The organism is Secundilactobacillus paracollinoides (assembly GCF_001702155.1).
GTDB classification, from domain to species: domain Bacteria; phylum Bacillota; class Bacilli; order Lactobacillales; family Lactobacillaceae; genus Secundilactobacillus; species Secundilactobacillus paracollinoides.
Genome location: NZ_CP014912.1, coordinates 2295513 through 2320094, shown reverse-complemented (window position 1 = coordinate 2320094; position 24582 = coordinate 2295513). Strand labels below are relative to the sequence as shown.

Annotated in this window: 20 protein-coding genes, 2 tRNA genes, 1 other RNA gene and 1 pseudogene; 8 read left to right on the top strand and 16 right to left on the bottom strand. The window is 46.7% G+C overall.

The features are described 5' to 3' along the window. Positions 1 to 117 precede the first annotated feature (117 nt). Positions 118 to 1158 carry a branched-chain amino acid aminotransferase gene (locus tag AYR61_RS10005; protein WP_056987779.1) on the bottom strand — a complete coding sequence of 347 codons (1041 nt, stop codon included), beginning with the start codon at positions 1156 to 1158 and terminating at the stop codon, positions 118 to 120. Positions 1159 to 1356: 198 nt separating this feature from the next. On the opposite strand from AYR61_RS10005, the gene AYR61_RS10000 reads away from it, so the two are divergent. After that, positions 1357 to 1686: a hypothetical protein gene (locus AYR61_RS10000; RefSeq protein WP_056987780.1), complete on the top strand. Its 330-nt coding sequence runs from the start codon at positions 1357 to 1359 to the stop codon at positions 1684 to 1686. Between the two features lie 144 nt (positions 1687 to 1830). On the opposite strand, the gene AYR61_RS09995 is transcribed toward AYR61_RS10000, so the two are convergent. Then, a tRNA-Glu gene (locus AYR61_RS09995) sits at positions 1831 to 1903 on the bottom strand. A 192-nt stretch (positions 1904 to 2095) separates the two neighbouring features. On the opposite strand from AYR61_RS09995, the gene AYR61_RS09990 reads away from it, so the two are divergent. Further along, positions 2096 to 2168: transfer RNA gene (locus tag AYR61_RS09990), tRNA-Gln, on the top strand. 57 nt (positions 2169 to 2225) lie between these two features. Here AYR61_RS09990 and AYR61_RS09985 read toward each other — a convergent pair. Next, positions 2226 to 2867 carry an HAD family hydrolase gene (locus tag AYR61_RS09985; RefSeq protein ID WP_065902854.1) on the bottom strand — a complete coding sequence of 214 codons (642 nt, stop codon included), beginning with the start codon at positions 2865 to 2867 and terminating at the stop codon, positions 2226 to 2228. A gap of 221 nt (positions 2868 to 3088) precedes the next feature. Here AYR61_RS09985 and AYR61_RS09980 point away from each other — a divergent pair, with 221 nt between their 5' ends. From AYR61_RS09980 to AYR61_RS09970, 3 genes are all read left to right on the top strand, one after another. After that, the gene (locus AYR61_RS09980) at positions 3089 to 3613 is read left to right on the top strand and encodes a CvpA family protein (RefSeq protein ID WP_054710443.1); all 525 of its coding nucleotides are present in this window, start codon (positions 3089 to 3091) and stop codon (positions 3611 to 3613) included. An 88-nt stretch (positions 3614 to 3701) separates the two neighbouring features. After that, the gene (locus tag AYR61_RS09975; RefSeq protein ID WP_065902851.1) at positions 3702 to 3908 is read left to right on the top strand and encodes a hypothetical protein; all 207 of its coding nucleotides are present in this window, start codon (positions 3702 to 3704) and stop codon (positions 3906 to 3908) included. A 20-nt stretch (positions 3909 to 3928) separates the two neighbouring features. After that, entirely contained in the window at positions 3929 to 4432 is a 504-nt protein-coding gene (locus AYR61_RS09970; RefSeq protein WP_065902849.1) for a hypothetical protein, read from the top strand. 394 nt (positions 4433 to 4826) lie between these two features. On the opposite strand, the gene AYR61_RS09965 is transcribed toward AYR61_RS09970, so the two are convergent. The 5 genes and pseudogenes from AYR61_RS09965 to AYR61_RS09945 form a co-directional block, all read right to left on the bottom strand. After that, positions 4827 to 6173, bottom strand: a complete 1347-nt coding sequence (locus AYR61_RS09965; protein WP_065902847.1) for a glucose-6-phosphate isomerase — start codon at positions 6171 to 6173, stop codon at positions 4827 to 4829. 80 nt (positions 6174 to 6253) lie between these two features. Next, a pseudogene (locus AYR61_RS09960) lies at positions 6254 to 7101 on the bottom strand (GRP family sugar transporter). A gap of 317 nt (positions 7102 to 7418) precedes the next feature. Then, complete coding sequence (gene ltrA, locus AYR61_RS09955; RefSeq protein ID WP_065900954.1) at positions 7419 to 8801, bottom strand: group II intron reverse transcriptase/maturase; 1383 nt, start codon at positions 8799 to 8801, stop codon at positions 7419 to 7421. A gap of 503 nt (positions 8802 to 9304) precedes the next feature. Continuing rightward, entirely contained in the window at positions 9305 to 10789 is a 1485-nt protein-coding gene (locus AYR61_RS09950) for a sensor histidine kinase (RefSeq protein WP_065902845.1), read from the bottom strand. Then, on the bottom strand, positions 10789 to 11553 hold the full coding sequence (locus AYR61_RS09945) for a response regulator transcription factor (protein ID WP_065902838.1): 765 nt from the start codon (positions 11551 to 11553) through the stop codon (positions 10789 to 10791). The genes AYR61_RS09950 and AYR61_RS09945 overlap by 1 nt, the downstream gene beginning before the upstream one ends. A gap of 488 nt (positions 11554 to 12041) precedes the next feature. Here AYR61_RS09945 and AYR61_RS09940 point away from each other — a divergent pair, with 488 nt between their 5' ends. Continuing rightward, the gene (locus AYR61_RS09940; RefSeq protein ID WP_191982242.1) at positions 12042 to 12446 is read left to right on the top strand and encodes a hypothetical protein; all 405 of its coding nucleotides are present in this window, start codon (positions 12042 to 12044) and stop codon (positions 12444 to 12446) included. Between the two features lie 64 nt (positions 12447 to 12510). Here AYR61_RS09940 and ssrA read toward each other — a convergent pair. Beyond that, positions 12511 to 12881, bottom strand: a transfer-messenger RNA (tmRNA) gene (gene ssrA, locus AYR61_RS09935). 66 nt (positions 12882 to 12947) lie between these two features. Continuing rightward, the gene (locus AYR61_RS09930; protein WP_056987110.1) at positions 12948 to 13718 is read right to left on the bottom strand and encodes a Cof-type HAD-IIB family hydrolase; all 771 of its coding nucleotides are present in this window, start codon (positions 13716 to 13718) and stop codon (positions 12948 to 12950) included. Between the two features lie 198 nt (positions 13719 to 13916). On the opposite strand from AYR61_RS09930, the gene AYR61_RS09925 reads away from it, so the two are divergent. Both AYR61_RS09925 and AYR61_RS09920 read left to right on the top strand, forming a co-directional pair. After that, positions 13917 to 15242: a YhgE/Pip domain-containing protein gene (locus AYR61_RS09925; protein ID WP_065902837.1), complete on the top strand. Its 1326-nt coding sequence runs from the start codon at positions 13917 to 13919 to the stop codon at positions 15240 to 15242. A 291-nt stretch (positions 15243 to 15533) separates the two neighbouring features. After that, positions 15534 to 16118 carry a TetR/AcrR family transcriptional regulator gene (locus tag AYR61_RS09920; RefSeq protein WP_054712008.1) on the top strand — a complete coding sequence of 195 codons (585 nt, stop codon included), beginning with the start codon at positions 15534 to 15536 and terminating at the stop codon, positions 16116 to 16118. A gap of 117 nt (positions 16119 to 16235) precedes the next feature. Here the strand turns inward: AYR61_RS09920 and AYR61_RS09915 are convergent, their stop codons facing one another. The 6 genes from AYR61_RS09915 to AYR61_RS09885 form a co-directional block, all read right to left on the bottom strand. Beyond that, entirely contained in the window at positions 16236 to 17651 is a 1416-nt protein-coding gene (locus tag AYR61_RS09915; protein ID WP_065902835.1) for an NAD(P)(+) transhydrogenase (Re/Si-specific) subunit beta, read from the bottom strand. Then, complete coding sequence (locus tag AYR61_RS09910) at positions 17651 to 17968, bottom strand: NAD(P) transhydrogenase subunit alpha (RefSeq protein ID WP_054712006.1); 318 nt, start codon at positions 17966 to 17968, stop codon at positions 17651 to 17653. Before AYR61_RS09910 ends, AYR61_RS09915 begins: the two co-directional genes overlap by 1 nt. Before the next feature lies 1 nt (position 17969). Then, on the bottom strand, positions 17970 to 19178 hold the full coding sequence (locus AYR61_RS09905; protein WP_056987113.1) for an NAD(P) transhydrogenase subunit alpha: 1209 nt from the start codon (positions 19176 to 19178) through the stop codon (positions 17970 to 17972). A gap of 302 nt (positions 19179 to 19480) precedes the next feature. Next, on the bottom strand, positions 19481 to 20956 hold the full coding sequence (gene aldA / locus AYR61_RS09895; protein ID WP_065902833.1) for an aldehyde dehydrogenase: 1476 nt from the start codon (positions 20954 to 20956) through the stop codon (positions 19481 to 19483). A gap of 695 nt (positions 20957 to 21651) precedes the next feature. After that, on the bottom strand, positions 21652 to 22773 hold the full coding sequence (locus AYR61_RS09890; RefSeq protein ID WP_065902831.1) for an NAD(P)-dependent alcohol dehydrogenase: 1122 nt from the start codon (positions 22771 to 22773) through the stop codon (positions 21652 to 21654). Between the two features lie 500 nt (positions 22774 to 23273). Continuing rightward, on the bottom strand, positions 23274 to 24320 hold the full coding sequence (locus tag AYR61_RS09885) for an SGNH/GDSL hydrolase family protein (RefSeq protein WP_065903903.1): 1047 nt from the start codon (positions 24318 to 24320) through the stop codon (positions 23274 to 23276). Between the last annotated feature and the right edge of the window lie 262 nt (positions 24321 to 24582).

Here is a 24582-nt window from a genome sequence, read left to right as displayed (position 1 = left end):
TTATTCCTTGCCAGTCAGTCCGCGTGAGGTAACCTTTTAAACGCGGATGATATTTATTTTTAAACGAGCCCACAAAAAAAATCGGGAACATTGTCCCGATTTTTAAAAAGTATCACATTAGTCTAATGGCACTTTTTGAATCCAGCCTTCAGGCGCCTCAACGTCACCAAACTGAATCCCAGTTAAGGTGTCGTAAAGTTTCTGGGTGACTGGTCCAACTTCAGTTTCACTGTAGAATACGTGTAACTTGTCGTGGTATTCGATACCGCCGATTGGTGCAATAACGGCAGCCGTCCCCATGGCACCAGCTTCAGTGAACCGGTCTAGATCATCAATGAAGACGTCGCCTTGAACAGGTGTCATCCCTAAGTTGTGTTCAGCTAAGTATAACAATGAGTACTTCGTGATCGAAGGCAGAATTGAATCTGACTTAGGGGTCACAAATTCGTTATCCTTGGTGACACCGAAGAAGTTGGCAGAACCCGCTTCTTCGATCTTCTTATGGGTTGCGGGATCAAGGTAGATAACATCTGAGTAACCAGCCTTGTGCGCTTCGTCGCCAGGAAGTAAACTCCCGCCGTAGTTACCGCCGACCTTAGACTGGCCAGTCCCATGAGGGGCAGCCCGGTCGTAGTATGACGTGGTAAAGTTGGTCGGTGTCACACCACCCTTGTAGTAGGCACCAACAGGCATTGCAAACACCGTAAAGATGTATTCTTGCGCTGGGTGAACACCGATATTACCGCCGACACCAATCATTAAGGGCCGTAAGTATAAGGTACCTCCCGTACCATATGGTGGCACATAATCGGCGTTTGCTTTAACAACCGATTTAACGGCAGCGATAAACTTGTCTTCTGGGAAGGCAGGCATCAATAACCGTTCACAACTCTTGTGCATCCGGGCTGCGTTTTGATCTGGACGGAATAAATTAATTTCGCCATCCTTCGTGCGATAGGCCTTCAAGCCTTCAAAATCGGCTTGCCCATAGTGTAACCCAGTGGAACCTTCGCTAATATGTAACGTTGCATCTTCTGTTAATTCACCATCGTCCCACTTGCCATCAGCGTAATGTGCGATGAAACGATACGGTAAATCCATGTAATTGAAGCCTAAGTTGGCCCAATCAATTGTAGATGGTTCTGGTGCTTTTGCCAAACAGACCACTCCTCAAAAATTAATATGTTTTAATTAAAAAATCATTTGAGGGAGTTATCCCTCATTGATTTTTAATAAATTGTAGTCTGAAACGGTGTTCCTGTCAACCCGCCCTCAAAAAATAACCATGTTTGCTGACGAACGGCTGCATTTTTGCTACAATGGGGCTGGCATTTGAAGAAAAGAGGATATAATACTTTGGCAAGCAATTCGGATTCGATTTACAACGTGTTGACCTATGTCAAACGACATCCAGATCGGGTCATCTTTAAACCACAAGAATTCACCAACGTTGTCACTATCGGCATTCCAGACACGGTCAAAGTCGCTAACCAGGACATCTACTTTCCTAGTGACCGTCTCAGCGTGAACTTGATGACTGACGATTTTTTGGGCGAGTATGGCGACCTGCTGGACCATTTTTATGAGCTGACGAAACAAACTAAGCCTGACTACCGTGATGTTTGGATCACGACGAGTCATCTAAAAAAAGAACATCTTTTTTTGTTAGATCTGTCTTTTGAATAGCATTACCCACGCTGGCCAAATGGGCGGCGTTTTTTATTCTAACATATGAAATGGGAATGCTTGTCGCCATCCATCATTCCTTTCATTTTGAAATCCAAAAAAAGGCCTCAAACGCTGACAAATCAACGTTTGAGACCTATGTTATCACCCGCACGGGGATCGAACCCGTAACTCCGCCTTGAGAGGGCGACGTCTTAACCAATTTGACCAGCGGGCAATGGCATGATGACACAATTATTTTAGAACATCATTCAATTTACACGTTTTTATGCAAAAAGTCAACCGTTTTGGGAGAATATACGTTATTTGAGGTAATATCCAAAAAAATCAGGTGAATTTTGCAATTGTCAGTTGACATTGATTTTAAAAGAAGTTAAACTATTAAATTGTCAGATAGCTTATCGCTTATTGGGTATTCGCCAAATTGGTAAGGCAGCGGACTCTGAATCCGTAAGTTACTGGTTCGAGCCCAGTATACCCAATTATTATTAACCGCCTGCATGATTATGCAGGCGGTTTTTCGTATCTTCAATTCAAGGCTACTTATTTAGGATAGCCGCTAAGTGACGAGTGAGGGTCGCCACTGTTTTGTACTGATCAGCCCCCGCCGCAATTAACGCTGGCAAGTCAACGGAACCAGCCCAAGCCGCTGAAAAACAGTGTATCCCGACTTCCCGACAGTTTTCTAAATCGCCGACCGTGTCGCCCACATACGCGAGCTCAGCCGGTTTTAGGTCGTTATCTGTCATCAGCTGACGCAATTGAGCCGCTTTATTCGGGTGCTCAGGGTCACCGGTCAGGACTGGTGCAAAATCGTCTGTCAACCCTAAGGCGAAAAGCGTGATTTGACAGCTCTCAGCTCCCTTACCCGTCACTACAGGTGTTTTAACGTTGGCATGGTGTAACATTGCCAACTGCTCACGAATGCCAGCAAACGGGCCATCGATGAGATGATGGGCCGCACGATAATTTTGGTAAAACGTGGTCATTAACGTCGCTGGTGCATCGGGAACGAGTTCGCGCAGCATTCCTGCCTCATTGACGCCAAACGTCGCCAGAATGGTTTGATTGGAAATTGTCTGCCCAGAATAATCATGAACCGTTTTTCGAAACGCTTCAAAAATAACGGGGAACGTCTCTGCCAACGTCCCGTCAATGTCAAAGTCCACCATTTTTAACATAATCAGCCACCACTTTCTGTTTTAACTGTCTCCAGCATAGCACAGGCAGCAAGATTGTTCTGTGAGGAGTCGTCAGACAGCGTGCTGATGACCCAAAACGGCGTTATTATGACGCCAGATAACGCCGTTGTTATCAGAACGCAATAATTCTTAACACACCCTTTACCACTCCCCACGGTATAATGGATGTATTCCCATCAGAGAGGATTGAGATTACCACTATGATCTATACTTGGGTCATTATTTTAATATTGGCACTGGGCCTTATTTCGGGCTATCGCAGTGGGTTTGTCACCATGCTCGTTCGGCTGGTCGCGTACGCCATTGCCTGGCTGCTGACCATGGCCTTTAGTGATAAGTTAGCCCAGTTGCTGTACAGTGCCGTGACCAACGGCAGTACGGCGTCGACAATCACTGTGCCGCGGGCGTTTTCCGGCATTTTATTTTTCGTCATGTTCAGTGTCATCTACGGCATTGTTCGCCGAATCGGCAGTGATCTAAATATCATTACCCGCCTGCCGCTGATTCACCAGGCAAACGCACTGTTAGGGGCTGCCATTAGTTTTATCATTCGTTACCTGTTTATTTTTCTGGTATTGAACGTGCTGTTACTCTTCTCGACCACCTGGACAACTAGCCAGTACCAAAATTCGAGTCTGGCGCAAACGATCGTTAAAAAAACGCCGGTGGTTTCTGGCCAACTTTATCGACAATGGCAGGATAGCCGCAGTTCGACCAATAATTAAGTTATGGTTAATTACTAGATTAATAATATGAATTTAACGCACGTATCACTATAATGAAGCCAACAAAATTGTTTGAGGAGGAATTACCGTGCTTACACTAATCATCATCGACATAATCCTGTTTTTTGGTCTCCGGATCTTCTTTGGATTATTCGGTTGGTTATTTCGAATTTTAGGAATTCTGATCATCGGCGGCCTCGTATTCGCGTTTGCGTCGTCGTTTATCGGTATTTTTCTAATTGTCGCGGTCGTTTTAGTCGGAAGCTGGTTCGTGGGCGGCTTTTTAAATAACTAACCACCGAAAGGAAGACACACATGCGTTCAAGACAAGTTAAATCCAGAAAAAGGCGCTGGCCTGTGGTGGTCACTATCATTATTGCCATTCTGCTGATTATCATTATCTGCGGTGCGCTATTTTTTACCCAGATAAACAACGCCATGCGCTCAGCAACTGGCAAAGACACCCCCGCTGATACAGTAGTTAAAAACGAACTCGTTAAAAAAATCGAAGCTTCTAAAACTGGCAATGCCCAGACAGATGCCGCAATTGATAAAGCCGCAACCACACTGAAACAAACTAAGATGAGTACGATCATGAAGGCCGCTAAGAATCAAAACCAGGCCAGCGCGCTCCTTGATAAAACGACGGATCTTACAGCAGCACAGTCTAAGGCTGCCACAACAGTTGTCTTCCATAACGCGGCCTATTCAAAACTGCGCACAGCCATTGCCGATGGCAACTGGGTGGCTGCCTATAATCAATATAAAACACTCTCGACAAACGGCAATTTCAGCACCCTTGAAGGTGAACTGAATTAACCAGTAATGCTATAAGTACCGATTCCAAAATATGCCCACTACCAATCAAATGATTGGTAGTGGGCTTTTTGTATGGAATCCGACACAGTATTAATCGGGGTAAGTCAACTGCCACATAGCAAAACGAGTCACAACAAAACTAGGTGATAGTCCGTTGCATGCCGCAATTTGGCACTCCGCTGTGATGGCTCGCGATGAAGCTAATTCAATTTCTGACAAGACATTCACTAGCTCCCCGAAGCGACCCCACCTCAGCCTGCAGGGCCGAACGGTGGAACGAAGCGGCATAGTGGTGCAATTTAAATGACTCAAAATCAATGTCAAAAAAAAAGCGGACTATTTTATAAAAATAGTCCGCTTCCGCTCCAGTCTTTAACTGGTTTGTTTCAGGCGTTTAAAGCCGTTTATTCAATTTCTCGCCCAGTTCTTCAAACCCAGGCTTGCCTAACAAGGCAAACATGTTCGTCTTGTAAGCTTCCACACCAGGTTGGTTGAAGGGGTTGATCCCGTTCAGGTAACCAGAAATGGCAACAGCCACTTCAAAGAAGTAGATCAGGTAACCCAAGGTATATGGCGTCTGATCAGGAATGTGCACGCTCATGTTCGGCACATTGCCGTCAGTATGCGCTAAGGTCACCCCTTGGAAGGCCTTGGTGTTGGCAAAGTGCATTGTCCGACCTTCAAGGTACTGCAACCCATCCAGATTACCGTCTTCCTTAGGAATATCGATATCGTGGTTTGGCTTGTCAATGAAGACGACCGTTTCCATCAAGTTCCGCAGGCCTTCTTGAATGTACTGACCAAGTGAGTGCAGATCAGTCGAGAAGTTGGCGGATGATGGGTAGATACCCTTTTCGTTCTTACCTTCTGATTCGCCCATCAACTGCTTCCACCATTCAGCAAAATACTGCATGTTAGGTTCGTAGTTTTCTAGGAGTTCAGTGGTAAAACCTTTCCGGTACAAGATGTTCCGGTAAGCAGCGTACTGGTAGGCTTCGTTCTTGGTGAGATCAGTGTCAGTGTAGGCGTTCATGGCATCCCGCGCACCGGTCATCAGTTGGTCGATGTCAATACCGGAAGCAGCGATTGGCAGTAACCCAACGGCAGTCAGCACTGAATAACGGCCACCCACGCCATCAGGAATAACGAAGGATTCGTAACCTTCAGCGTCGGCTTCGGACTTCAACGCCCCGCGCTTTTGGTCAGTCGTAGCGTAGATCCGTGACTTGGCTTCCGCCTCACCATACTTGTCGATCAGGCGTTGCTTGAAGATCCGGAACGCAATGGACGGTTCCGTCGTGGTCCCCGACTTTGAGATGACGTTGACTGAGAAGTCGCGGTCGCCGATCAAATGAATGAGATCATGCACGTACGATGGACTCAGTGAGTTTCCCGCAAATAAGATCTGTGGAAAATCACGCTGGTCATCTGGTAAATAGTTATAGAAGGTATCGTGTAAGAAATCAACGGCCATCTTGGCGCCTAAGTAAGAGCCGCCGATCCCGATAACGACTAACACTTTAGAGGTTGACTGGATCTTTTTGGCCGCTGCCTGGATCCGAGCAAATTCGTCCTTGTCATAGTCTTCTGGCAGGTTTAACCAGTCACGAAAATCACTACCGGCGCCTGTCCCGTTTCTTAATTCCGCATCCGCTGCATTGACCAATGCTTGCATTTCGCCTAATTCATTGTCGTGAACAAATTTATCAAGCTTTGAAGCATCAAATGAAATGTGTGCCATTAACGATATACCTCACTTTATTTAGAATCGTCTTTATTATACCCGATTTCTGTCAGAAATGAAATGGTCTATACCGAAAATTACTTCATGATTCCTAAAATAGCTGATCCAGCAATGACAAAGATCGACCCAAGTGTCACGTAGACCATTTCCTTACGCGTTTTGCGTTCACCAAGCAGGAAGATACTCCCGAAGGTTGAGATGATGATCCCGGATTGTGCCAGTGAGTAACTGATGGCCAACCCAACAGCAGGAATCGACATGAACATGAAGAAGTTCCCAACGCCCCAAACCAGACCAGTAATCACGTTCTTGGCCATTGGCTTGCCAAATGGGTGCTTGCCGGCAGCAAACAACAGCGCACCGATAACCATTCCGATCGATTGCGGTAAAATAACAGCTTTGGAGTTGACGTTTCCTAATTCAACAATCACGGTGTACAGCGTGTACCCAATCGTCGAGAAAATGATTGCGCGCACCCCGGCACCAGTGTTGTAGTTGCGCGCACTAGTATCGCGTTTGGAATTATCGCGCAACGAGGTCAAAACGATCCCCAGGATTAAGATAACCATGGCAATCGTGCCCATCGATAGCGTCTTGGTGGTATTCCATTCGTTAAACAAAATGACCCCAGCTAGACTTTGAAAGACCAATTGTGCCCCGGTCGATACTGGAACCGTCACCGAGATGCCGATTGCTTTCATCGACTGGAATTGCTGAAATTGACCAACAGCCCAGACGCTATGCCGACGCCCCAGACCAACAAACTGTACTGTGGGTGAAAGTAAAACATACTAAAGATACCAAACAGTAATGCCCCAACGGTCATCCCCAACGTTTGTTGGTAAGAAGTCCCGCCCAATTTACCACTGATTAATCCAATACTTCCCCAACAAATAGCGGGAATCAAGGCTAAAAGTATGACCATGAAATTCTCTCCGTTCTTATTTTCAAATTATTTTCAAACTTGAAAGCGCTTTTAAATGTTTTCAATATTCTCATTTTACTAGAAGTTTCTCCAAAATAAAAGCCCTTTCTCCCGAAATACATGATTTTAATCAATTCCCAATCTTCGCTTGGATTATACCGCTAACCTTGAGAAAAGTCGCACAAACGGCACTGTATGTTGCAACTTCCCGCAAGGTATCACATCCATTAGCAATCGAGTAGGAGGTAATTGATTAATTCAATTACCGACCTCTCACACCACCGTACGTACGGTTCCGTATACGGCGGTTCAATAATTTAAGCACTTTGTATTGACTGGAGTGTCTTGCTCATATTGATGAGTCCAAGGCGTTCCAGTCTTTTGTTTGTCAGAGTATAGGTCAATGTCTTGCTATGCGCAGTTCGCCAATAACCCTTACGGGTATTGGCCATTGTATAAGCACTGGTGCCAGAAAGCCCCAGTTTTACAAGATGATTGACCTTTGTTTTGAGCTTCTTCCACTGTTTCCAAATATACTGGCGAATCCTTGCTCGCAACCATTCGTCTAAGTGACGGATAAAATTGGTCATTTTCCCGACCGAATAGTACTGTAACCACCCACGCATCTTTTGATGAATCTCGTTAAACACCAGGTTTAACGAAACGCCCCGATTGCGCTTGGTCATTTTCCTGAGTGCAGACTTGATGCGTTGCTTGGCCTGCCAAGCAGGTCGCGCATACGCACCTCCTCGACCAACCCCCAAGGAAAATCCCAGGAACTTGGCCCGCAGAGGCGAACTTACTGATGTCTTGTCCTCATTGACGGTGACCTTTAGGTCGCCTTCAAGAAAGCGAGTAACATTAGTCAGAACCCGTTCTCCAGCACGTTTGCTTCGGACATAAATATTACAATCGTCCGCATAGCGGACAAACTTATGACCTCTGGAAGTTAACAGCTTATCCAGTTCGTTGAGATAAATGTTAGCCAAAAGTGGCGATAAGGGGCCACCTTGAGGGGTGCCTTTATCACTTCGTTCAAATAGACCACCATTCATGACACCGCTGGTTAGGAAGCGACGAATGAGATGCAGTATCCATGGATCCGTAATATACTGCTCAATAAATTTAATAAGCAGATCGTGGTTGACCGTATCGAAGTATGCTTTTAAATCGAGATCCACGACATAGTGATAGCCCTGATTGTAGAACTGAACCACTCTATCAATGGCATCTTTAGCACTTCGATTCGGTCGGAACCCAAAACTATTATCTGAGAAGACACGCTCAAATGTTGGCACCATGACTTGCGCCATGGCTTGTTGAACAAGTCGGTCAATCACAGTTGGTATTCCGAGCTTGCGTTTACCACCATTAGGTTTTGGAATTTCAACCCGCTTAACGGGACGAGGCCGATAGGTCTCGTTTTGTAAAGCTTGCAGTAATTCCTGTTTATGTTTCCTCAAGTAGGGCAACAGTTCGTCAACGGTCATTCCGTCTAGTCCTGCTGCACCTTTGTTTCTGCAGACGCGAAGATAAGCCTCGTTCAGGTTATTTCGGTCTAAGACTAACTCTTGAAACTTAGTGCCGTTCATCATCGTATTTTCACCAGAGTCAGTGCTACGCACCCCGACTTGTTCTTGGGCTTCCAGTCCTACTGTCCGCCGGCGGTCAGCTTTTTCTGTATTCTGCGGTTGTTGCACTGTCTCCACCTCCAATATCAATGATGACCTATTATTGTTCAGCCCTTCGTGGCAGATACCGCTACTATGGCCTCGGCTGACTCCTGTATCGTTCTGCACCACATCACTGTGATGTTTGTTCCTGTGGCGCTTAGCGCGCCTCTTGTCGGGAACGTACGATACAGGCCTCCCCGGGTAAGAACGCCCACTTTCGTACCATGTCATTGCCAGCTTTACTGCGATGGCCTCGAGTAGTATTGGACTTTGGTTTGTTTGGCAACCTCGTCCGACCAACACAGCCTTATAGCTGATTCTTGTACATCAATGCGGTACTTTGTCGCCGACTTCCTTCAGATTCCACCTCACGATGGACACCCTTGTCATTGACTTGCGGTTCCGACTACTACGGCCCGCAACGGACTTTCACCGTCTAGTTGGCGCCCATGCCGGGCGCACCAAAAAAATAGCCTATACCAATCACGGTATCGGCTACTATGCGATTTCTAAGATTAAGTTATGCCATTTCATGCATTATGGGTCGGCTGCTGGTAATGATCATGATCTTCATCCGGGAAAATGATGGTGAAGGTCGTCCCCTCACCCACCTTGCTGGTGACTTCAATTTTCCCATTATGCAAGAGCACAAGCTGGTGCACAATGGCCAGGCCGAGCCCAGATTCACCGTACTTAGTGTTGGTGCGTGACGGGTCCGCTTTATAGTATCGCTCCCAAATGTTTGCAAGCTCCTCTTCAGACATCCCAATGCCAGTATCAGAGATCTTAAAGATACTCTCGTGAAACCCGCGTTGCGCCAGAATAGTGATCTGGCCGTTGTCCGTGAACTGAATCGCGTTTTGGGTGATGTTAAACATCACTTGAACGAACCGGTCATAATCCGCATACACTTCCAGGTCTTTGGGGCCATTGACTGTCAGCACATCCTGCTTAGCAGCTGCTTTTTGGTGCAGCTGTTCAACAAGATTATCCAGCGTCTCAATGGCGTTAAACGACTGTTTCTGCAACGCAATTTGATTATTACGAATTTTTTCGTAATCCAGGTTTTCATTGACCAGCCGAATCAGACGCTTGGTCTCATTACGCATGAGCGCGATGCTTTGCTCCTTGCTATCTTCTGGAATGGCATCATAGGCCAGCCCTTCCAGCAACCCGTTGATGGTCGTGAGCGGCGTCCGCATTTCGTGAGCAGCGTCTGCCATAAAGGCCCGTCGCCGCTCTTCTTGTCGCTCAATTTCCGCTTCGGACTCCCGCAACGATAACGTCATGTCGTTAAAATCGTTGATCAAATCATCGATCTCATCGCGGTTCTTACTTGGCAATTCAACGTCGTAATTCCCTTTCGCCACCTGGTTAGTTGCCCGTCGTAAGCGGTTGATCCGCAACGTCAGGTAGCGAGAAACGATATAGGCAAATAACAGCGCGACGAGGCTGGCAACGATGAGCGCCTTGGTTAAATTCGCATTGATGGCGGAGATATTTGAATTCACGTTTGAGATAAATGCCCCAATTTTAATCACGGCTATCAGGTGACGCTTATTATTAGAATCCGTGTAAAAATAGGGTTTTAAAACGTCGGTCATGGCTGGTTCCGCCTGGCCGCTCGTCGTTTTCACCTGGTGGTCAGTCACCTTTTGAACAATTTTACCCGCCTTCAACTTCTGCCAGTCCGCCTTCCCGATTTTTGAACTGTAAACATTATCGGGGAAAACGGCGGTATTGCTCTTGTTATAGATGGTAAAGTGCACAGACTGGTTGCGCAGCAATACCTCACTGTTCAACAGTGATTCTGAGTCAAAGGACACCTTGTTCGGGTTGCCGGACGAGATCCGCACCGACTGCTCCACTAAACTATTGGCGTACTTTTCCAAACTGGTCCAGGTATTTTGGTAGACCATGTTTCTGGTCATCTGACTAAATGAGAATCCCAGCAGAATTAAGACTGTAGCAATGACCGCAAAAAAGGCCAGCATTTGTTGATAAACGAGTTTCATTACTTACCGGCTCCAGTATCGTCGAATTTATAGCCGACGCCCCAGACCGTTTGAATGATCTGCGGGCCAACCTTTTCAATCTTTTGACGCAGTTTCTTGATGTGCGCATCAACCGTGCGTTCATCACCATAATACTCGTAGTCCCAAACAAGTTGGAGTAACTGTTCACGTGAAAAGACCTGGCGTGGCCTAGTGGCCAACGTCTTTAACAGATCAAATTCCTTGGGCGTCAGATCCTTAATCTGTTCACCATTCAGATAAGCTTCGCGGGTCTTACTGTTGAGTCTGAAGTTATCGGTCGTGACTTCAAACCGGTTATCTTCAGCCGACTCCTCCGCCTCCGTGACGGGTGCCGTTGACGCAGCAGCATCATCCGTGGCCGCTTTATTTGAACCAAGCTTAGCACGCCGATCCAAGGCCTTGATGTGGGCAATCAGTGTAATGGGACTAAATGGCTTAGTAACATAGTCGTCCGCACCCATTTCAAGCCCAAGCACCTGATCACTTTCAGAATCCCGAGCCGTTAACATAATAATCGGGACAGTTGGTGACAATTTACGAATCTCAGCACTGACCTGCATCCCGTCCATACCGGGTAAATTCAGGTCAAGCGTGATCATATCCCAATCATTGGGGGTCTCTTTAAACATTTTAACGGCTTGAATGCCATCATAGGCAAAGTGCGCGTCCCAATCCTCTTTTTTAAAAAACATCTGCATCATTTCTGATACTGACTTATTATCTTCAATCATTAGTAGTTTCATGAAGTTCCCTCCGACGTCTTGGTGTTAACCCTTATTGCTGCTGAATTGCTTGCCACAATTCACGGCACTCCCTTTTGACAACTCATTGTTTGCCCACACATCCCAGTTATGAGCAAATAACGTGTCCCTTGCTGAGTTGGCAAGGACACCCGTTAAACAATCATTTGTCACTCAGTACAATACTAAATTCATTATACCCGAAAATAGAACCTGTTCATAATCCAAATTTTCCGCGGTGTCAAAAATGGGCCTCCCACAAATGGGGCCGCTTACTACTGAATATACGCCCTATTTAGACAAAACGCCCTTCGATAATCGAAAGTTCATCCGATAACGTGTAGACTTCAAACCAGCATTTTAGATTTCGGGGGAAATTATAGATGAATCTGACAAACTACGTTGTACCAGTTCTGTTGCTCATTTGGATCGTTAGAAGGCAATTAATGCCTCGAATGGTTTCAAAAAATACGAGATCGTACGTCATCATTATGATAATTGGTCTGATTCTAGTGGTCGGCGGCATCTATAAAAGAAAAGTCTCATTCACTGTAAATGGTCTCATTATTATGGTCGTCACCTTAACCATTTCGGCTGTCATTTTCGGCATTCTTAGGGCGTTTAGCTACCAACTGTGGGTGGATGATCAAAACGAGATCGTGCTTCGCCGCGGCAATGTGGTCACACTTCTGCTGTGGGCGGTATCCATCCTCATTCATCTGATTGGGGATCACTTTGTTCCAGATGGTGCGGCCTTGATGACCTTCTATATTGGATTCTCGTTACTGATTCAGCGAGAAACCGTTTTTCAACGCGCTAAGCAAAAATTTCCGACTGAAATTCAGCAAAACATCGCTAAGATGGCCGAAGAAAGGCAAGATAAGAATCATCACTAATAAGGGCATAAAAAGAACAAAGCCAACTGACAAGTTGTCAGTTGGCTTTGTTCTTTTGTATCAGCAATGGAGTCGGCGGGAGTCGAACCCGCGTCCAAGCATATTGCCACCCAAATATCTACGTTCATAGGCAGACTACTTAAAATTCACACGCTAATGCGCCGCCTGTCAGGGCTAACTTAACGTGCTAGTCTGATTAGACTCTTCCAGTTACTTCAGACGTGAGCTTCTGGCGTAAGTCCACTAAAGGTTAGACCCGCTACCCGACTCATGGACGAAGTCAGACGGATCCTTGTATAGCGCTATTTAGGCAGCTAATGCAAGAGATTTTGAACTGTTATTTGCAGTTAAAAAAGGTTGAGGCTTTTAACGTAGCTCCTCACTACGAAACGCAATCTAGGCTCAACCTATACCTGTCGAATCCTTAACGACCCCATAAATTAAGTCCAGTAACTAGTCTATCATAGATACCTGGTCCTGCAAAGCCGAATGCTTACAGAATTACAACAGATCAAAGTGTTTGAGTCCATTTACGATTCCGTGATCAACGTTAGCTGTTGTCACAAACTCGGCGTGTGGTTTCACGTGTGGCAGCGCGTTGCCCATCGCAATGGGGTGATCAACCAGGTCAAGCATCGAAATGTCGTTATTGCCGTCGCCAAACGCATATGTTGGCACGTCCTTAAATTCAGGCCGGTCAAGCAGGTGCTGCATCCCCGCCTTCTTTGACCCATCTTTCACCACAATGTCCATGCTATATGGGGTGTTGCGATAAAAGGTCAAGTCATCTCTAAACTTCATCGTATACCGGGCGTCATCGTGATCCGTCATGATGATCATCATGTAGATCGGGTTCGTTTGCCAAAAAACTGGGTTCACGATAGGCACCGGACTGTTGACAAACTGGTACGCCTGCTTTGTCGCTTCAGTCACCCGGTTGCTGCGTGCCTGCTGATCATTTAACACAATAAATGCTTCGTCTTGTTCCTGGACGAAGGCTTCGAACTGACTGATCAGCTTGTGGTCGATTTCAGCAGTATAGACAGGTTCCCCGTGCAGCATCACGTACGACCCATTGGCGCCAACCAGTGAATCGATCCCCGTTTGCATCATAATTGGCCGCGCTTCAAATAAGTTTCGCCCACTTGAAATGACTGGTAACACGTCATTTTTTTGCAACTGATGCATTGCATCGATAACGTCTTGATCCAGCTGTGTTTTGGCATTGAGCAGGGTGCCATCCAAGTCAAAAAAGGTGATTGCTTTTACCATTTCGTCAAGTTCCTTTCACGTTTGCATATTACCTAAAGTTTAACATATTTCGCCTGGTAAAAAATGACTAAACCAAGGATATCAATAAGTTTACTCATTAATCACGGATAAAGATTTTATTTTATGCAAGCATTTACTTGCACGCATTTTAAAATGGTGTTATTCTCTATTTCATTAATTACTCAGGGGGCATCAGTTATGAATCTCGGAAAATTTTTAAAATCTAAGGGGCCGCTTTTAGCACTGGCGGTCGTCCTCATTTACGGCATCATCATTTTTGCAATCTACTTTACTGGCTACCATGCCATGCCAAATCATCTGGATCAATTGCCAGTGACCGTGGTCAACCAAGATCGACAAAGTAAAAAGATCGCTAACCAGTTAAAAAAGGCCTTGCCGTTTGACACCGTCAAAACAACGACTGATCTGAACCAGGCAAAACATCAGTTGAATACTCGAAAAACATACCTCATCGTGGCGATTCCCAAGCAGTTCAATAAGGACATCCGCGCTAACAAGCAGACAACGTTAAACTTTTACGTGAATGAATCTAATCAGACCTCGGTTGTGTCCGGCATGAAGTCCGTTGCACAGACCGTTGGGACGACCGTTAACAACAACGTCCTTTTACAAAAAGGCGCCTTAATGATTGCTGAACCTGCGCTCACGAAACTACAAACGACTGTTAAAAAAGAACAGACGGCAGCAAAGGCAACAGTTGCCACCCAGAAGGCTAAGATTGCGGCTGCCCCTGCCAGTTCACAAAAGGCCCTCACGGCGCAATTACAAAAACAAGTAGCCAGTTCAACCAAGACCGCAACGTCGAAAGCAGAAGCTCAAAAACAAACGATTCTCAATAGCGCTAAAAAACAGGCTAAACCGTTAGCATCTTCAGTTAAAACAAGCATTCACCGTGAAAACAAAGTCAAAACCGGTCTGAATTACTCACTTGCCCCATTCATCACGAACCTCGCCCTCTACATTAGTGCCCTCTTTGGGACGATCATGTTGTATGGCACCTACGCAAAGTTTGCCAAACAAATTGGCCGGTTCAAGTCTATTGTGAATTTAGAGATTACTATGGCACTCATCGCCATTGTCGGAACCGCGTTCGTGTCCTGGGCAATCATCGCCATGATGGGCCTAGCTGGCAGTACCTTCACTAATCTCTGGATCACATCGGCATTGCTGTTATTCTCAGCGTACAACTTCAACGCGATTCTGGTGTTGCTCATCGGCCAAATCGGAACCGCACTCAATACCTTTCTCACCATGCTGCAAGTTGTGGCGAGTGCCGGAATGGTGCCCGTCCTTGCGATGAACGGGTTCTTCAAGGGCATTCACGGCCTAATGCCAATGTATTACGCCGTTCAGGCAGACTTTAACATTATGTACGGTGGTACCGGAACCACGGGCATCTGGCTCGGTTTACTGACCCTAACCGGCGTCACAATTCTGATAAATTTAGTCATCGTGGCACTCAGAAAGCATCAACCAATGTTACAATTTGATAGGTTAAGTTAATAGAGCTTGAAGGAAAACGGGAGGAAGCGGAGTGTAAGTCAACTCTGGCAGAAATGCCTGGACTTGGCATTTCTGCCAGAGTTGACTTACATGCAGCTTTCTGTTTTCCGAAACGCGTTTCGGCTTGAGGACAGAGAACCACCTTGAAATGCCCGTACCTGGCATTTCTGCCAGAGTTGGTTTACAGGCAGCCTTCTGTTTTCCGAAACGCGTTTCAGCACGGTGGCCTACAGAGGACTGAACAGACCAGTCACCCCCTTGGTCAACCGTAGAAAGGAGTGCCCCTGCACGATGACAGCACAAACAACTGACGAAAAGATTCTTGATGCCTTCTCACAATTAGCGCTTAAGTATGGGTATCAGGGTACGACCACCAAAAAGATCGCCGAAGAGGCCGGGGTCAATGAAAGTACGATCTTTCGCCATTTCAAAGATAAGCGAACCATTCTTGAACACATTATTGATGCCTATCTCGTTGACATGGAAAAGGTCGGACAGTCGTTTGACTATTCTGGTGATATCGTTACGGATCTCAAACGTGTCGCGGATCTCTATACAACCTTTGTCCAAAATCACCTCGTTGTTTTCTTGGTTGGTGTTCGTGAGTCCTACCAGTTTCCAGAAGTTGGTCAGGCGCTTCAGCAGTTACCAATTCGGTTCGTTTCACTGGTAAAGGAAAACTTCATCCGCATGCAGGCCGCAGGTGAGATCAGCGCCGACACTGATACTGACAGTGAAGCGGTCAATTTTGTGCTAATGAATTTCGGAAACGCCGTTTTTACCTTCTCCTTTCAGAATACAAAAATGGCAATTCCGATGCCGACATTTAAAGAAAATAATGTCCAGGCATTTGCGGCGCATTTACAAGGCCGTTAGAACCACTTAATAAGAATCCACACTAAGAAGTCTGGCGCTATTTGGTGCCAGGCTTTTTGTGTCCAAAAAAGCCCCGGCAGTTATCTGCCAGGGCTCACTTCTTACCTTAAGTTCACATTATTGATCCAGATACTCCTTAGTTGCCGCAATAATATCCTGCAGCCCCTTCTTCGCATCCGAGAAGAACATGCTGGTCTGATCATCTGAAAACAGTTCATTTTGAATACCGGCATACCCAGTACTCATTGACCGCTTGATGACCACGACCGACTTCGACTTATCAACGTCAAGAATTGGCATCCCAGAAATTACCGTATTTGGCTTCCGAGCTGCTGGGTTCGTGACATCGTTGGCCCCGATGACTAAGGAGACATCCGTATTTTCAAACATCGAGTTGGCTTCTTCCAACTGTTTCATTTGATCATATGGGACGTTCACTTCAGCCAACAACACGTTCATGTGACCTGGCATCCGCCCAGCAACGGGGTGAATGGCGTAGTTCACGTTGATCCCATTATCAGTCAATAACTTGGCCAACTCGGCAACTTCGTGTTGCGCTTGGGCGGCCGCCAACCCGTACCCTGAAATGATCATGACATTCTTGGCATAGGCGAGCTGCACCCCAATATCATCCGCTGAGGTTTCCTTCACGTTGACAGGCACATCATCCGCATCGGCAGTGCCACTGTCGCCAGTCCCAAAACCGCCAGCAATAATGTTGGCAACGGACCGGTTCATCGCAGCAGCCATCTGCAACGTCAGAATCGTCCCAGCAGCCCCGACAAGGGCACCAGCAATGATCAAGACTTGGTTATCGATAACGAACCCGGCCATCGCAACGGCTAACCCGGTGAACGCGTTCAACAGTGAAACGACAACGGGCATATCGGCACCACCAATTGGAATGGTCATGAGAATCCCGAAGACGAGACTGGCAACGATTGCCAAGACCAGCGTCCAGACATTGGTTGGAAAGCCGATCGTCAAAACGATGCTGGCTAATATCAAAATGACCACGATACCGTTTAAGATCTTCGCCCCTGGGAAACTAATGGGCTTCCCGGAAACGTGACCAGACAATTTACCAGTCGCAATCAACGACCCTGAGAAGGTCACGCTCCCAATCACCAGGTCTAAAATCACTGGAAATGAAAACGCAAAGGCTAATGAGGCCCCATTGGGCTGGCTCAGGTAATCAAACGTCCCAATGGCAGCGGCAGCGCCACCGCCCACGGCGTTGAATAAACTGACCAACTGCGGCATATCAGTCATCTTAACGGTCCGGGCCTTATAGACCCCGTAACCGACCCCGATGATCAGGGCAACAATGAGTAAAATCCAACCCATGGCTGACGCCTGATGTTTAACTAAGGCCACGATAAAGGTCATGATCACGGCCAAAAACATCCCAACTGAGGACAACTGGTTCCCATTTCGAGCCGTCTTTGGCGTCCGCATCATGTGCAGCCCAATCACGTAGCAAGCGGCACTAACAAGGTATGAAAGCGAAACAACCGTCATTAATCCTGACATTATTGCTCGCCTCCTTTGTCATCATTTGGCTTTTCTTTAGGCTTTGAGAACATTTCAAGCATCCGGTCAGTGACCACGTAGCCCCCGGCAACGTTGATGGCCCCTAGCAAAGCGGCAATAAACGCAATCACGTAAAATAATGGTGAATCTGCTTCCAAAGCCACTAAGATACTTCCGACGACAACGACCCCATGAATCGCGTTGGCGCCTGACATCATTGGTGTATGCAACGTTGCGGGAATCTTACTGATGACTTCAAAGCCCACCAGTAGGCTTAACACAAAAATGGCTAAATTCGTATATAATTCCTGACTCATCCTACTCAGCCCCCTTCGTTTCGGCTGGTTCATCAGCCGTGCTGGCAGGTTCCGGCTTCGTCAGCGGTTGTAAATTCAATGCCTCTCGTAACCGGGCGTTAACGATCTCACCGGCCGTTGTTGCGGTTAAACCGCTAAACACATCATCCGTTGGATCAATGGCAATGTTGCCATCGTCGTCCAGCATCGCGTTAATCACCGCCTGCACGTTTTTCGCAAACAACTGTGAAGCTGAATGCGGCAACTCACTCGCCAAATTCGAGGCCCCGACGACCATCACTTGTTTGTCAGTTGTCACCGTCTCAAAAGGCTGGCTGCCAGCCACATTACCGCCAAGGTCACTGGCGGCTAAATCGATAAAGACCGTGCCTGGCTTAGCGTTGTCCACGCTGGTCGCCGGCACCATCAACGGTGGCTTGTGACCAGGTACTTGAGCGGTCGTAATGATCACGTCATTTTCGGCAATGAACCCAGCAAGCTCTTCTTGCTGTTTTTCAGTCTCTTCAGCAGTCAACGCCCGGGCATACCCGCCTGAACCAGCGCCGTTTGAAACTGAGCTCGTCAGGAACGTTGCGCCCAGTGATTCAACTTCACCCTTTGAAGCTGGCCGAACGTCATACCCCGAAACAACGGCCCCCAGCCGCTTAGCTGTCCCAATGGCTTGCAGACCGGCAACCCCAGTCCCTAAAACAAGGACCTTTGCGGGTTTGACCGTCCCAGCTGCGGTGATCATCATTGGAAAGTACTTTGGATATAGATCACTGGCAACCAGTGCAGCCTTATAGCCGGCCACACTGGATTGTGAACTCAAGACATCCATCGTCTGTGCCCGACTGATCGTCCGAGGTAACAATTCAAACGACAGTGCGCTCACCTTTTGGGCAGCGAGCTGTTGCATCTTATCTGGATCGATCAGCGCATTCAGAAGCCCGATCAGTACTTGGCCAGAAGTTAGCGCCTTTAGCGTTTCATCGCTTGGCCGATTAACGACCGCAATGACGGTCCCTTCACTCAGTGCTTTGGTTCGATCAACTAACTCGGCACCAGCTTGTTCATAAGCCGCATCACTGTAGTAAGACTTTACCCCGGCGCCTCGTTCAACCAGCACTTTTGCGCCAGCCTTGATGAGCCGCTTGGTGACATCCGGGTCAATTGCAACCCGTTTTTCATGTGGCTGTTCTTCCTTTAATACAGAAACCACAATAGCCATTTCAAATCCCTCCATTTCCAAATGGAAAATTGAGTCAACCTTTATTTCAACCCAACAATACCGGTTTTCCACCTGCCCGGCATACCGGTTTTCAAAAACTCAAGCCGCCCCGCCCGTTTACAACCTTGTCAAACAGCGTCTTGCTCAATAACCGCGCCAATGCGAACTTGCAAACGGTTACATTCAGCTTACCAGAAAAGGCACCGACTGACAAATAACGAGTCGATGCCTTTTGGAAGTCACAATGCCTTTCACTCATCAATACCTGTATCAAAAGACATCATCGCAGAGCGGCTAATGCATTAGCCCTGTGCCTTTTCAGGATGTCCCTGAAGGTAAATGACATGGGTGTTCAAGAATTCATCGATGCCGTGACGGCCATCGTCACCACCGATACCTGATTCCTTCCAGCCTGAGTGTGACCCGTTCATTGCTTCGAAGTTAAACCGGTTAATGTAGGTTTCACCATCTTCCAATTCATTTGAAGCCCGTTGAGCTGTATCAATGTTTTGGGTGAAGATCGAAGAGGTCAACCCAAAGTCACTGTCGTTTGCCATATCAATGGCTTCGTCCAACGTCTTAAAGGTCACAATTGGTAACACTGGGCCAAAGATTTCATCCTGAATGATTTCGGAATCCTGCTTGACGTTAGTGATGACGGTTGGTTCATAGTAGTAGCCATTTTCAATCTCAACCTTGTGACCACCGGCTGTGATCTTGCCGCCAGCTTCAACAGCCCGGTCAACCATACCTGCAACCTTGTCTAAGGCCCCTTGGTTGATCAGCGGGCCAATACCGGAATCCTTGTCCGTGATCGGGTTAGCAACCTTGATGGCTGACATCTTGTCACTCAGCTTCTTGGTAAATTCGTCAGCAACATCTTCTTGAACGTAGACCCGTTCACAGTTGTTGCAAAGCTGTCCATTGTTATCCACCCGTGAATCAATAATGGATTGAACAGCCAGGTCAATATCAGCGTCCGCACAAACGATAGCTGGTGCTTTCCCACCAAGTTCCAATGACACCTTAGCCATGTGGGTCGCAGCGGAAGCCATGACCTGCTTCCCTGAACTAACGGACCCGGTCAAACTGATGATGCCGATCTTCTTATTCTTTGATAATTCATCACCAACGACTGAACCTGGACCAGTAACAAAGTTGACAACACCCTTTGGGATACCGATCTTATCAACGATCTTTGCAAATTCCAATGCCAGGTTAGGCGTATCAGAACTTGGTTTCATGACAATCGTGTTCCCAGTAACCAACGCTGGCCCCATCTTCCGGGCAATCAGGAAGAATGGGAAGTTCCAAGGTAAGATCCCGGCGGCAACCCCAATTGGCTGCTTGGTGATCATAATGTTTTCGTTGGCGTTACCCGATTGAAGAATCTCACCTTCGTATGTCCGAGCAGCGGAAGCCATGTAATCAAAGTAGTCCGCAGAGAACAGAATTTCCGTTTGGGCTAATGACCGAATCTTCCCCTGTTCTTCTTGCAACATATCGATCAGATGCTCTGAGTCCTCACGAATGGCACTGGCACAGTCGTGGAGGTATTGCCCACGAGTGGCTGCCGGAACGAACTTCCACGTTTTCTCAGCTTCGTAAGCATCGTTGATGGCTTCCTGAGTCTCTTCACGGGTCGCACTTGGCACAGTCGAGATCTTTTCACCCGTTGATGGGTTGATCACCGTCAATAGTTTGCCGGAATTTGAATCCTTAAATTCACCGTTAATATACATTTGATAGTGCTTTAGCTGCTTCATTGTTTCTGACATTAGAATGACTTCCTTTCAGTTTTTAAACAACTGGTTCCAATCTTAAATGGGTTATTCCACTATTAGGTGAATCAAATAGTGCTGACATGTCGCTTCGTTGCACCGTTCGGCCCTGCAGGTTGAGGTGGGGTCGCTTCGGAGCTATTGAATTTCTGGGCAGAAATTCAAGGATCTCCTACGTCTCCCGTGTTCGTAACCGACCAAAATACGGTCGCCAACGAACACCGACACCACAGCCTGCAATGCCGAACGGCGCCACTACGCTACGATACTTGTTATCGTTAAAGTAGATGGTAAATCTCCAAAAGTGGTGGCATTAAACCGGTTGATCAATTGGTTCTGGTGACTAACAAATTGTGAGAAGCATTGCTGTTAATAGTCTTATTAGCAGTCGAGTGCGGATTCTCTTCAAACTTGGTTTAACGCCAATGTGATGCTTAACTAGTGGTGAAAAGTGAGCTCACAGTCAGTGAAATGCAGCAATTTGGCACGGAGCTGTGGTGTCGACATCAGTTAGCGACCGTATTGTGTTCGGTTACTGATGTGCGAGACGATGGAGATCCATTCAAGAGCTGCGCAGCAGAAATTGAATTAGCTTCATCGCGAGCCACTCTCAGCGGAGTGCCAAATTGCGGAATGCAACGGACTATCACCTAACAGTGGGAAGACCCTCTTAAACAGACAAACTTCCTATCTTATTTTCCTGGTTCGTAACTTGGGTCGATCACCAGAACGGGCTTGATCGTCTTACCACTGCCCGAATCCGCATTGGCTTCGTTGATTTGGTCGAAGTCGTAGAACTTTTCCGTCTTATCAAAGTCGAACATGCCAGCTTTGTAGAACCGGATCAAACGTGGAATATCAATTTGGGGAATGGAGTCACCCATGTTTACGCCGATGATCGAGCGGTCATCAACACAAAGGTCGTTCCAGGTATCCAGGTCAATATGGTTTGGCGTCACAGCAATCGTTGCTGTGGTGCCACCTTGAGCTAAGGCTTGGATGGAATCTTCCATCACCTGGGTCACCCCAGTCGTATCCACCGCAAAGTCGACCCCGTGACCATTTGTCAGCGACTTGATCTTTTCGACCGCGTTATCAGTCTTGCTGTTGATCACATCAGTTGCGCCAAGTTCCTTGGCTAATGCCAACCGTGAATCCACAACGTCCACCGCGATAACCGTCGTACACCCTGAGATCTTACCAGCCATCATAGCGGCTAAGCCAACGGCCCCAGTCCCAAACACAGCAATGGTTTGGCCTGGCTTCGGCTTCAACGTATTCAATACTGTCCCGCTACCTGTGACGTACCCGCAACCCAGAGGGCCGAGTTTCCGCAAATCAAGATCCTTCGGCACCTTAACGGCATTCCGTTCACGGACGATGGTCGTCGTTGTAAATGAAGATTGGTCAAACATGTCAGCGACATCGTGACCATCTTCTGTAAAGTGAGCACTGCCATCGGGCCGAACGCCTGACAAATTATTTGCAGCGTAGTTCAAACACTGTGTTGGCTTGCCTTGCAAACAATTGTCACAGTCACCACATCCATAGAAGGAAAGGACAACGTGGTCACCAGGCTTAAAGTTCTTGACCTCTGGCCCAACCTTTTCAACGATACCAGAACCCTCATGTCCCAGAACGATTGGATAACCGATCTCGGCATCCCCTTTTCTCAAGGCTTCATCAGAATGACAAATACCACTAGCGACCATGTGGATCTGTAAGTCATCCGCCTGCATCGGTGCTAACTCGACATCATCCTTAAGTTCAAAGTGACTACCTTTTTCTTGAACAACTGCTGCTTTAATACGCATAACAACATCATCTCCATTACTTACTTATGGTGCATGAAAGAAATTGAAAATGAGTCAGTCACAATTGCTATTGAAACCACACGATATAAGTGATTCCCTATGATGAAGTTTCAATAACCGTCGTTCTTGTGAACTTATATTCATCTCTTTCAACACCTTCATTATAGTCCTAATGTTCACGTAAATAAAGCGTTTTCAAGAATTTATTTAAAATAAGACAATCCTTAGAATAACGATGTTTGTTATTTATATCACAAATATTTTTACCTTTAATAAGAAATTTATTTTCGCTCATACAACTTAATGGGCGGGCTTGTTTCACAACAGAATTGAAACATCGCTTAAGCATACTCATCCTCGTGGTCTTTTTTGAGAACTGTTTCACTCTGTTTTTAATCACCGTCTGATATTTCACCAATCAGATGAACCTGCACTTTTTTTAAAGATGAGAAAAAAGGTCGCCAATTAAGGCGGCCTTTAATCAAATTCTAATTTCAATGCTATTTTTTGATGATCCAGTTGGCCAACGCATACCCCATCTTCTGTGCGGTTTCCGCGCTGGGATGTAATCGATGATCAGCTAATGCCACGTGGTAATTACCACTGGTGATGAGATTTGGTGCCAACGTTTTAAAATCAACCACGTGAACGCCAAGTTTTCGATAAGTTTGTCGTTCCCCCTGCTTAAGTTGATCGAAGGTGTACCCTTCATCATTCATCACGTCATTTTTATTGACGCCGGTACCGCTGAACCGGGTCAACGGTAATATCCCATAGATCTTCGCAGTTGGATTGAGTCGGCGAATAGCCTGCACATTCGTTTTCAAGTGCGCCATCACATTTTTGAGATTACCCGATCCAGACGCTGGTGTATAGTCATTTGTGCCAATATGAATAAAAATCATATTGAACTTTGGAATACTGGCCTTTCGTGCCTTAATAACAGCTGCCAAATCTTGTGGTCGCTGAGTCCCGTTAACGTCTTCCCAGCGGCGCCCGACGATCCGCGCATCGGGAAACGCATAGTTGCTGACCCGCTTTTCATCTCCAAGATACTTCCCCAGCCAAACCGGGTACGTCGTCGGATAGAACCGATACCCGTTCCAGCCATCGGGAATTGAATCCCCGAAGAACCTAATTTTCGCGGTCTTATACTTATCACCCGCACCCTTTAGCTTTAAGTCAAAGGAACTGCTCATCACGCTACGCAGCTGCGATTTTAGGATCCAATAGGTGTGCTGCTTATTGGCGCTCGTCAACTGCAGCACTTCTTGTTTCTGCGTCTGGCCGTTAACGGTCGCGGCTTGGTGGCAATACCAGGTCGTCTTACTTAAATGATTCAGCGTCACACCATGTTTCAGACTCGCTGCTGAATAGCCATATGTACCCGTTCTTAGCGCATACGCCCGACTCGCCACCTGGTGCACATTGCTGACCGTGACTTGTTTCGTTGCCTTCTTTGCCGCCTGGGCGTCAGTTGCATGTCCATTACCTAATACCAACAGCATCATCCCCAATAAACCAATCCATTTGAATCCTTTAACCATTTCATCCGCCATCATTTCTACTTATTTTATCAGCTATCCTGTGTGCGCAACCCCAATTTATCCGCCCACAATATCACAGCATCGTTAAACACAAAACATCATTATAGCGAATGGGTCTCCTTAGCGTCAATTCCTTTTCTGAAACTTAAACAAAACGCGATTACTGTCTGTCATTTTCCTCAAATCTCCTTTATTTTCCATGGTCAGAAATGTACAAGTGTTCATTATTTCTGAACAATTATTTCCTATAATACCCCACCGT

What these genes read in the sequence shown, in the direction of transcription:
- AYR61_RS09985 (WP_065902854.1), bottom strand. Translation starts at nt 2,867, where the DNA reads ATGTTAAAAATGGTGGACTTTGACATTGACGGGACGTTGGCAGAGACG.
- AYR61_RS09915 (WP_065902835.1), bottom strand. Translation starts at nt 17,651, where the DNA reads ATGTCAGGATTAATGACGGTTGTTTCGCTTTCATACCTTGTTAGTGCC.
- aldA (WP_065902833.1), bottom strand. Translation starts at nt 20,956, where the DNA reads ATGTCAGAAACAATGAAGCAGCTAAAGCACTATCAAATGTATATTAAC.
- AYR61_RS09920 (WP_054712008.1), top strand. Translation starts at nt 15,534, where the DNA reads ATGACAGCACAAACAACTGACGAAAAGATTCTTGATGCCTTCTCACAA.
- AYR61_RS09905 (WP_056987113.1), bottom strand. Translation starts at nt 19,178, where the DNA reads ATGGCTATTGTGGTTTCTGTATTAAAGGAAGAACAGCCACATGAAAAA.
- AYR61_RS09945 (WP_065902838.1), bottom strand. Translation starts at nt 11,553, where the DNA reads ATGAAACTACTAATGATTGAAGATAATAAGTCAGTATCAGAAATGATG.
- AYR61_RS09890 (WP_065902831.1), bottom strand. Translation starts at nt 22,773, where the DNA reads ATGCGTATTAAAGCAGCAGTTGTTCAAGAAAAAGGTAGTCACTTTGAA.
- AYR61_RS09965 (WP_065902847.1), bottom strand. Translation starts at nt 6,173, where the DNA reads ATGGCACACATTTCATTTGATGCTTCAAAGCTTGATAAATTTGTTCAC.
- AYR61_RS09980 (WP_054710443.1), top strand. Translation starts at nt 3,089, where the DNA reads ATGATCTATACTTGGGTCATTATTTTAATATTGGCACTGGGCCTTATT.
- AYR61_RS09885 (WP_065903903.1), bottom strand. Translation starts at nt 24,320, where the DNA reads ATGGTTAAAGGATTCAAATGGATTGGTTTATTGGGGATGATGCTGTTG.
- AYR61_RS09970 (WP_065902849.1), top strand. Translation starts at nt 3,929, where the DNA reads ATGCGTTCAAGACAAGTTAAATCCAGAAAAAGGCGCTGGCCTGTGGTG.
- AYR61_RS09910 (WP_054712006.1), bottom strand. Translation starts at nt 17,968, where the DNA reads ATGAGTCAGGAATTATATACGAATTTAGCCATTTTTGTGTTAAGCCTA.
- AYR61_RS09940 (WP_191982242.1), top strand. Translation starts at nt 12,042, where the DNA reads ATGATAATTGGTCTGATTCTAGTGGTCGGCGGCATCTATAAAAGAAAA.
- AYR61_RS09930 (WP_056987110.1), bottom strand. Translation starts at nt 13,718, where the DNA reads ATGGTAAAAGCAATCACCTTTTTTGACTTGGATGGCACCCTGCTCAAT.
- AYR61_RS09925 (WP_065902837.1), top strand. Translation starts at nt 13,917, where the DNA reads ATGAATCTCGGAAAATTTTTAAAATCTAAGGGGCCGCTTTTAGCACTG.
- AYR61_RS09950 (WP_065902845.1), bottom strand. Translation starts at nt 10,789, where the DNA reads ATGAAACTCGTTTATCAACAAATGCTGGCCTTTTTTGCGGTCATTGCT.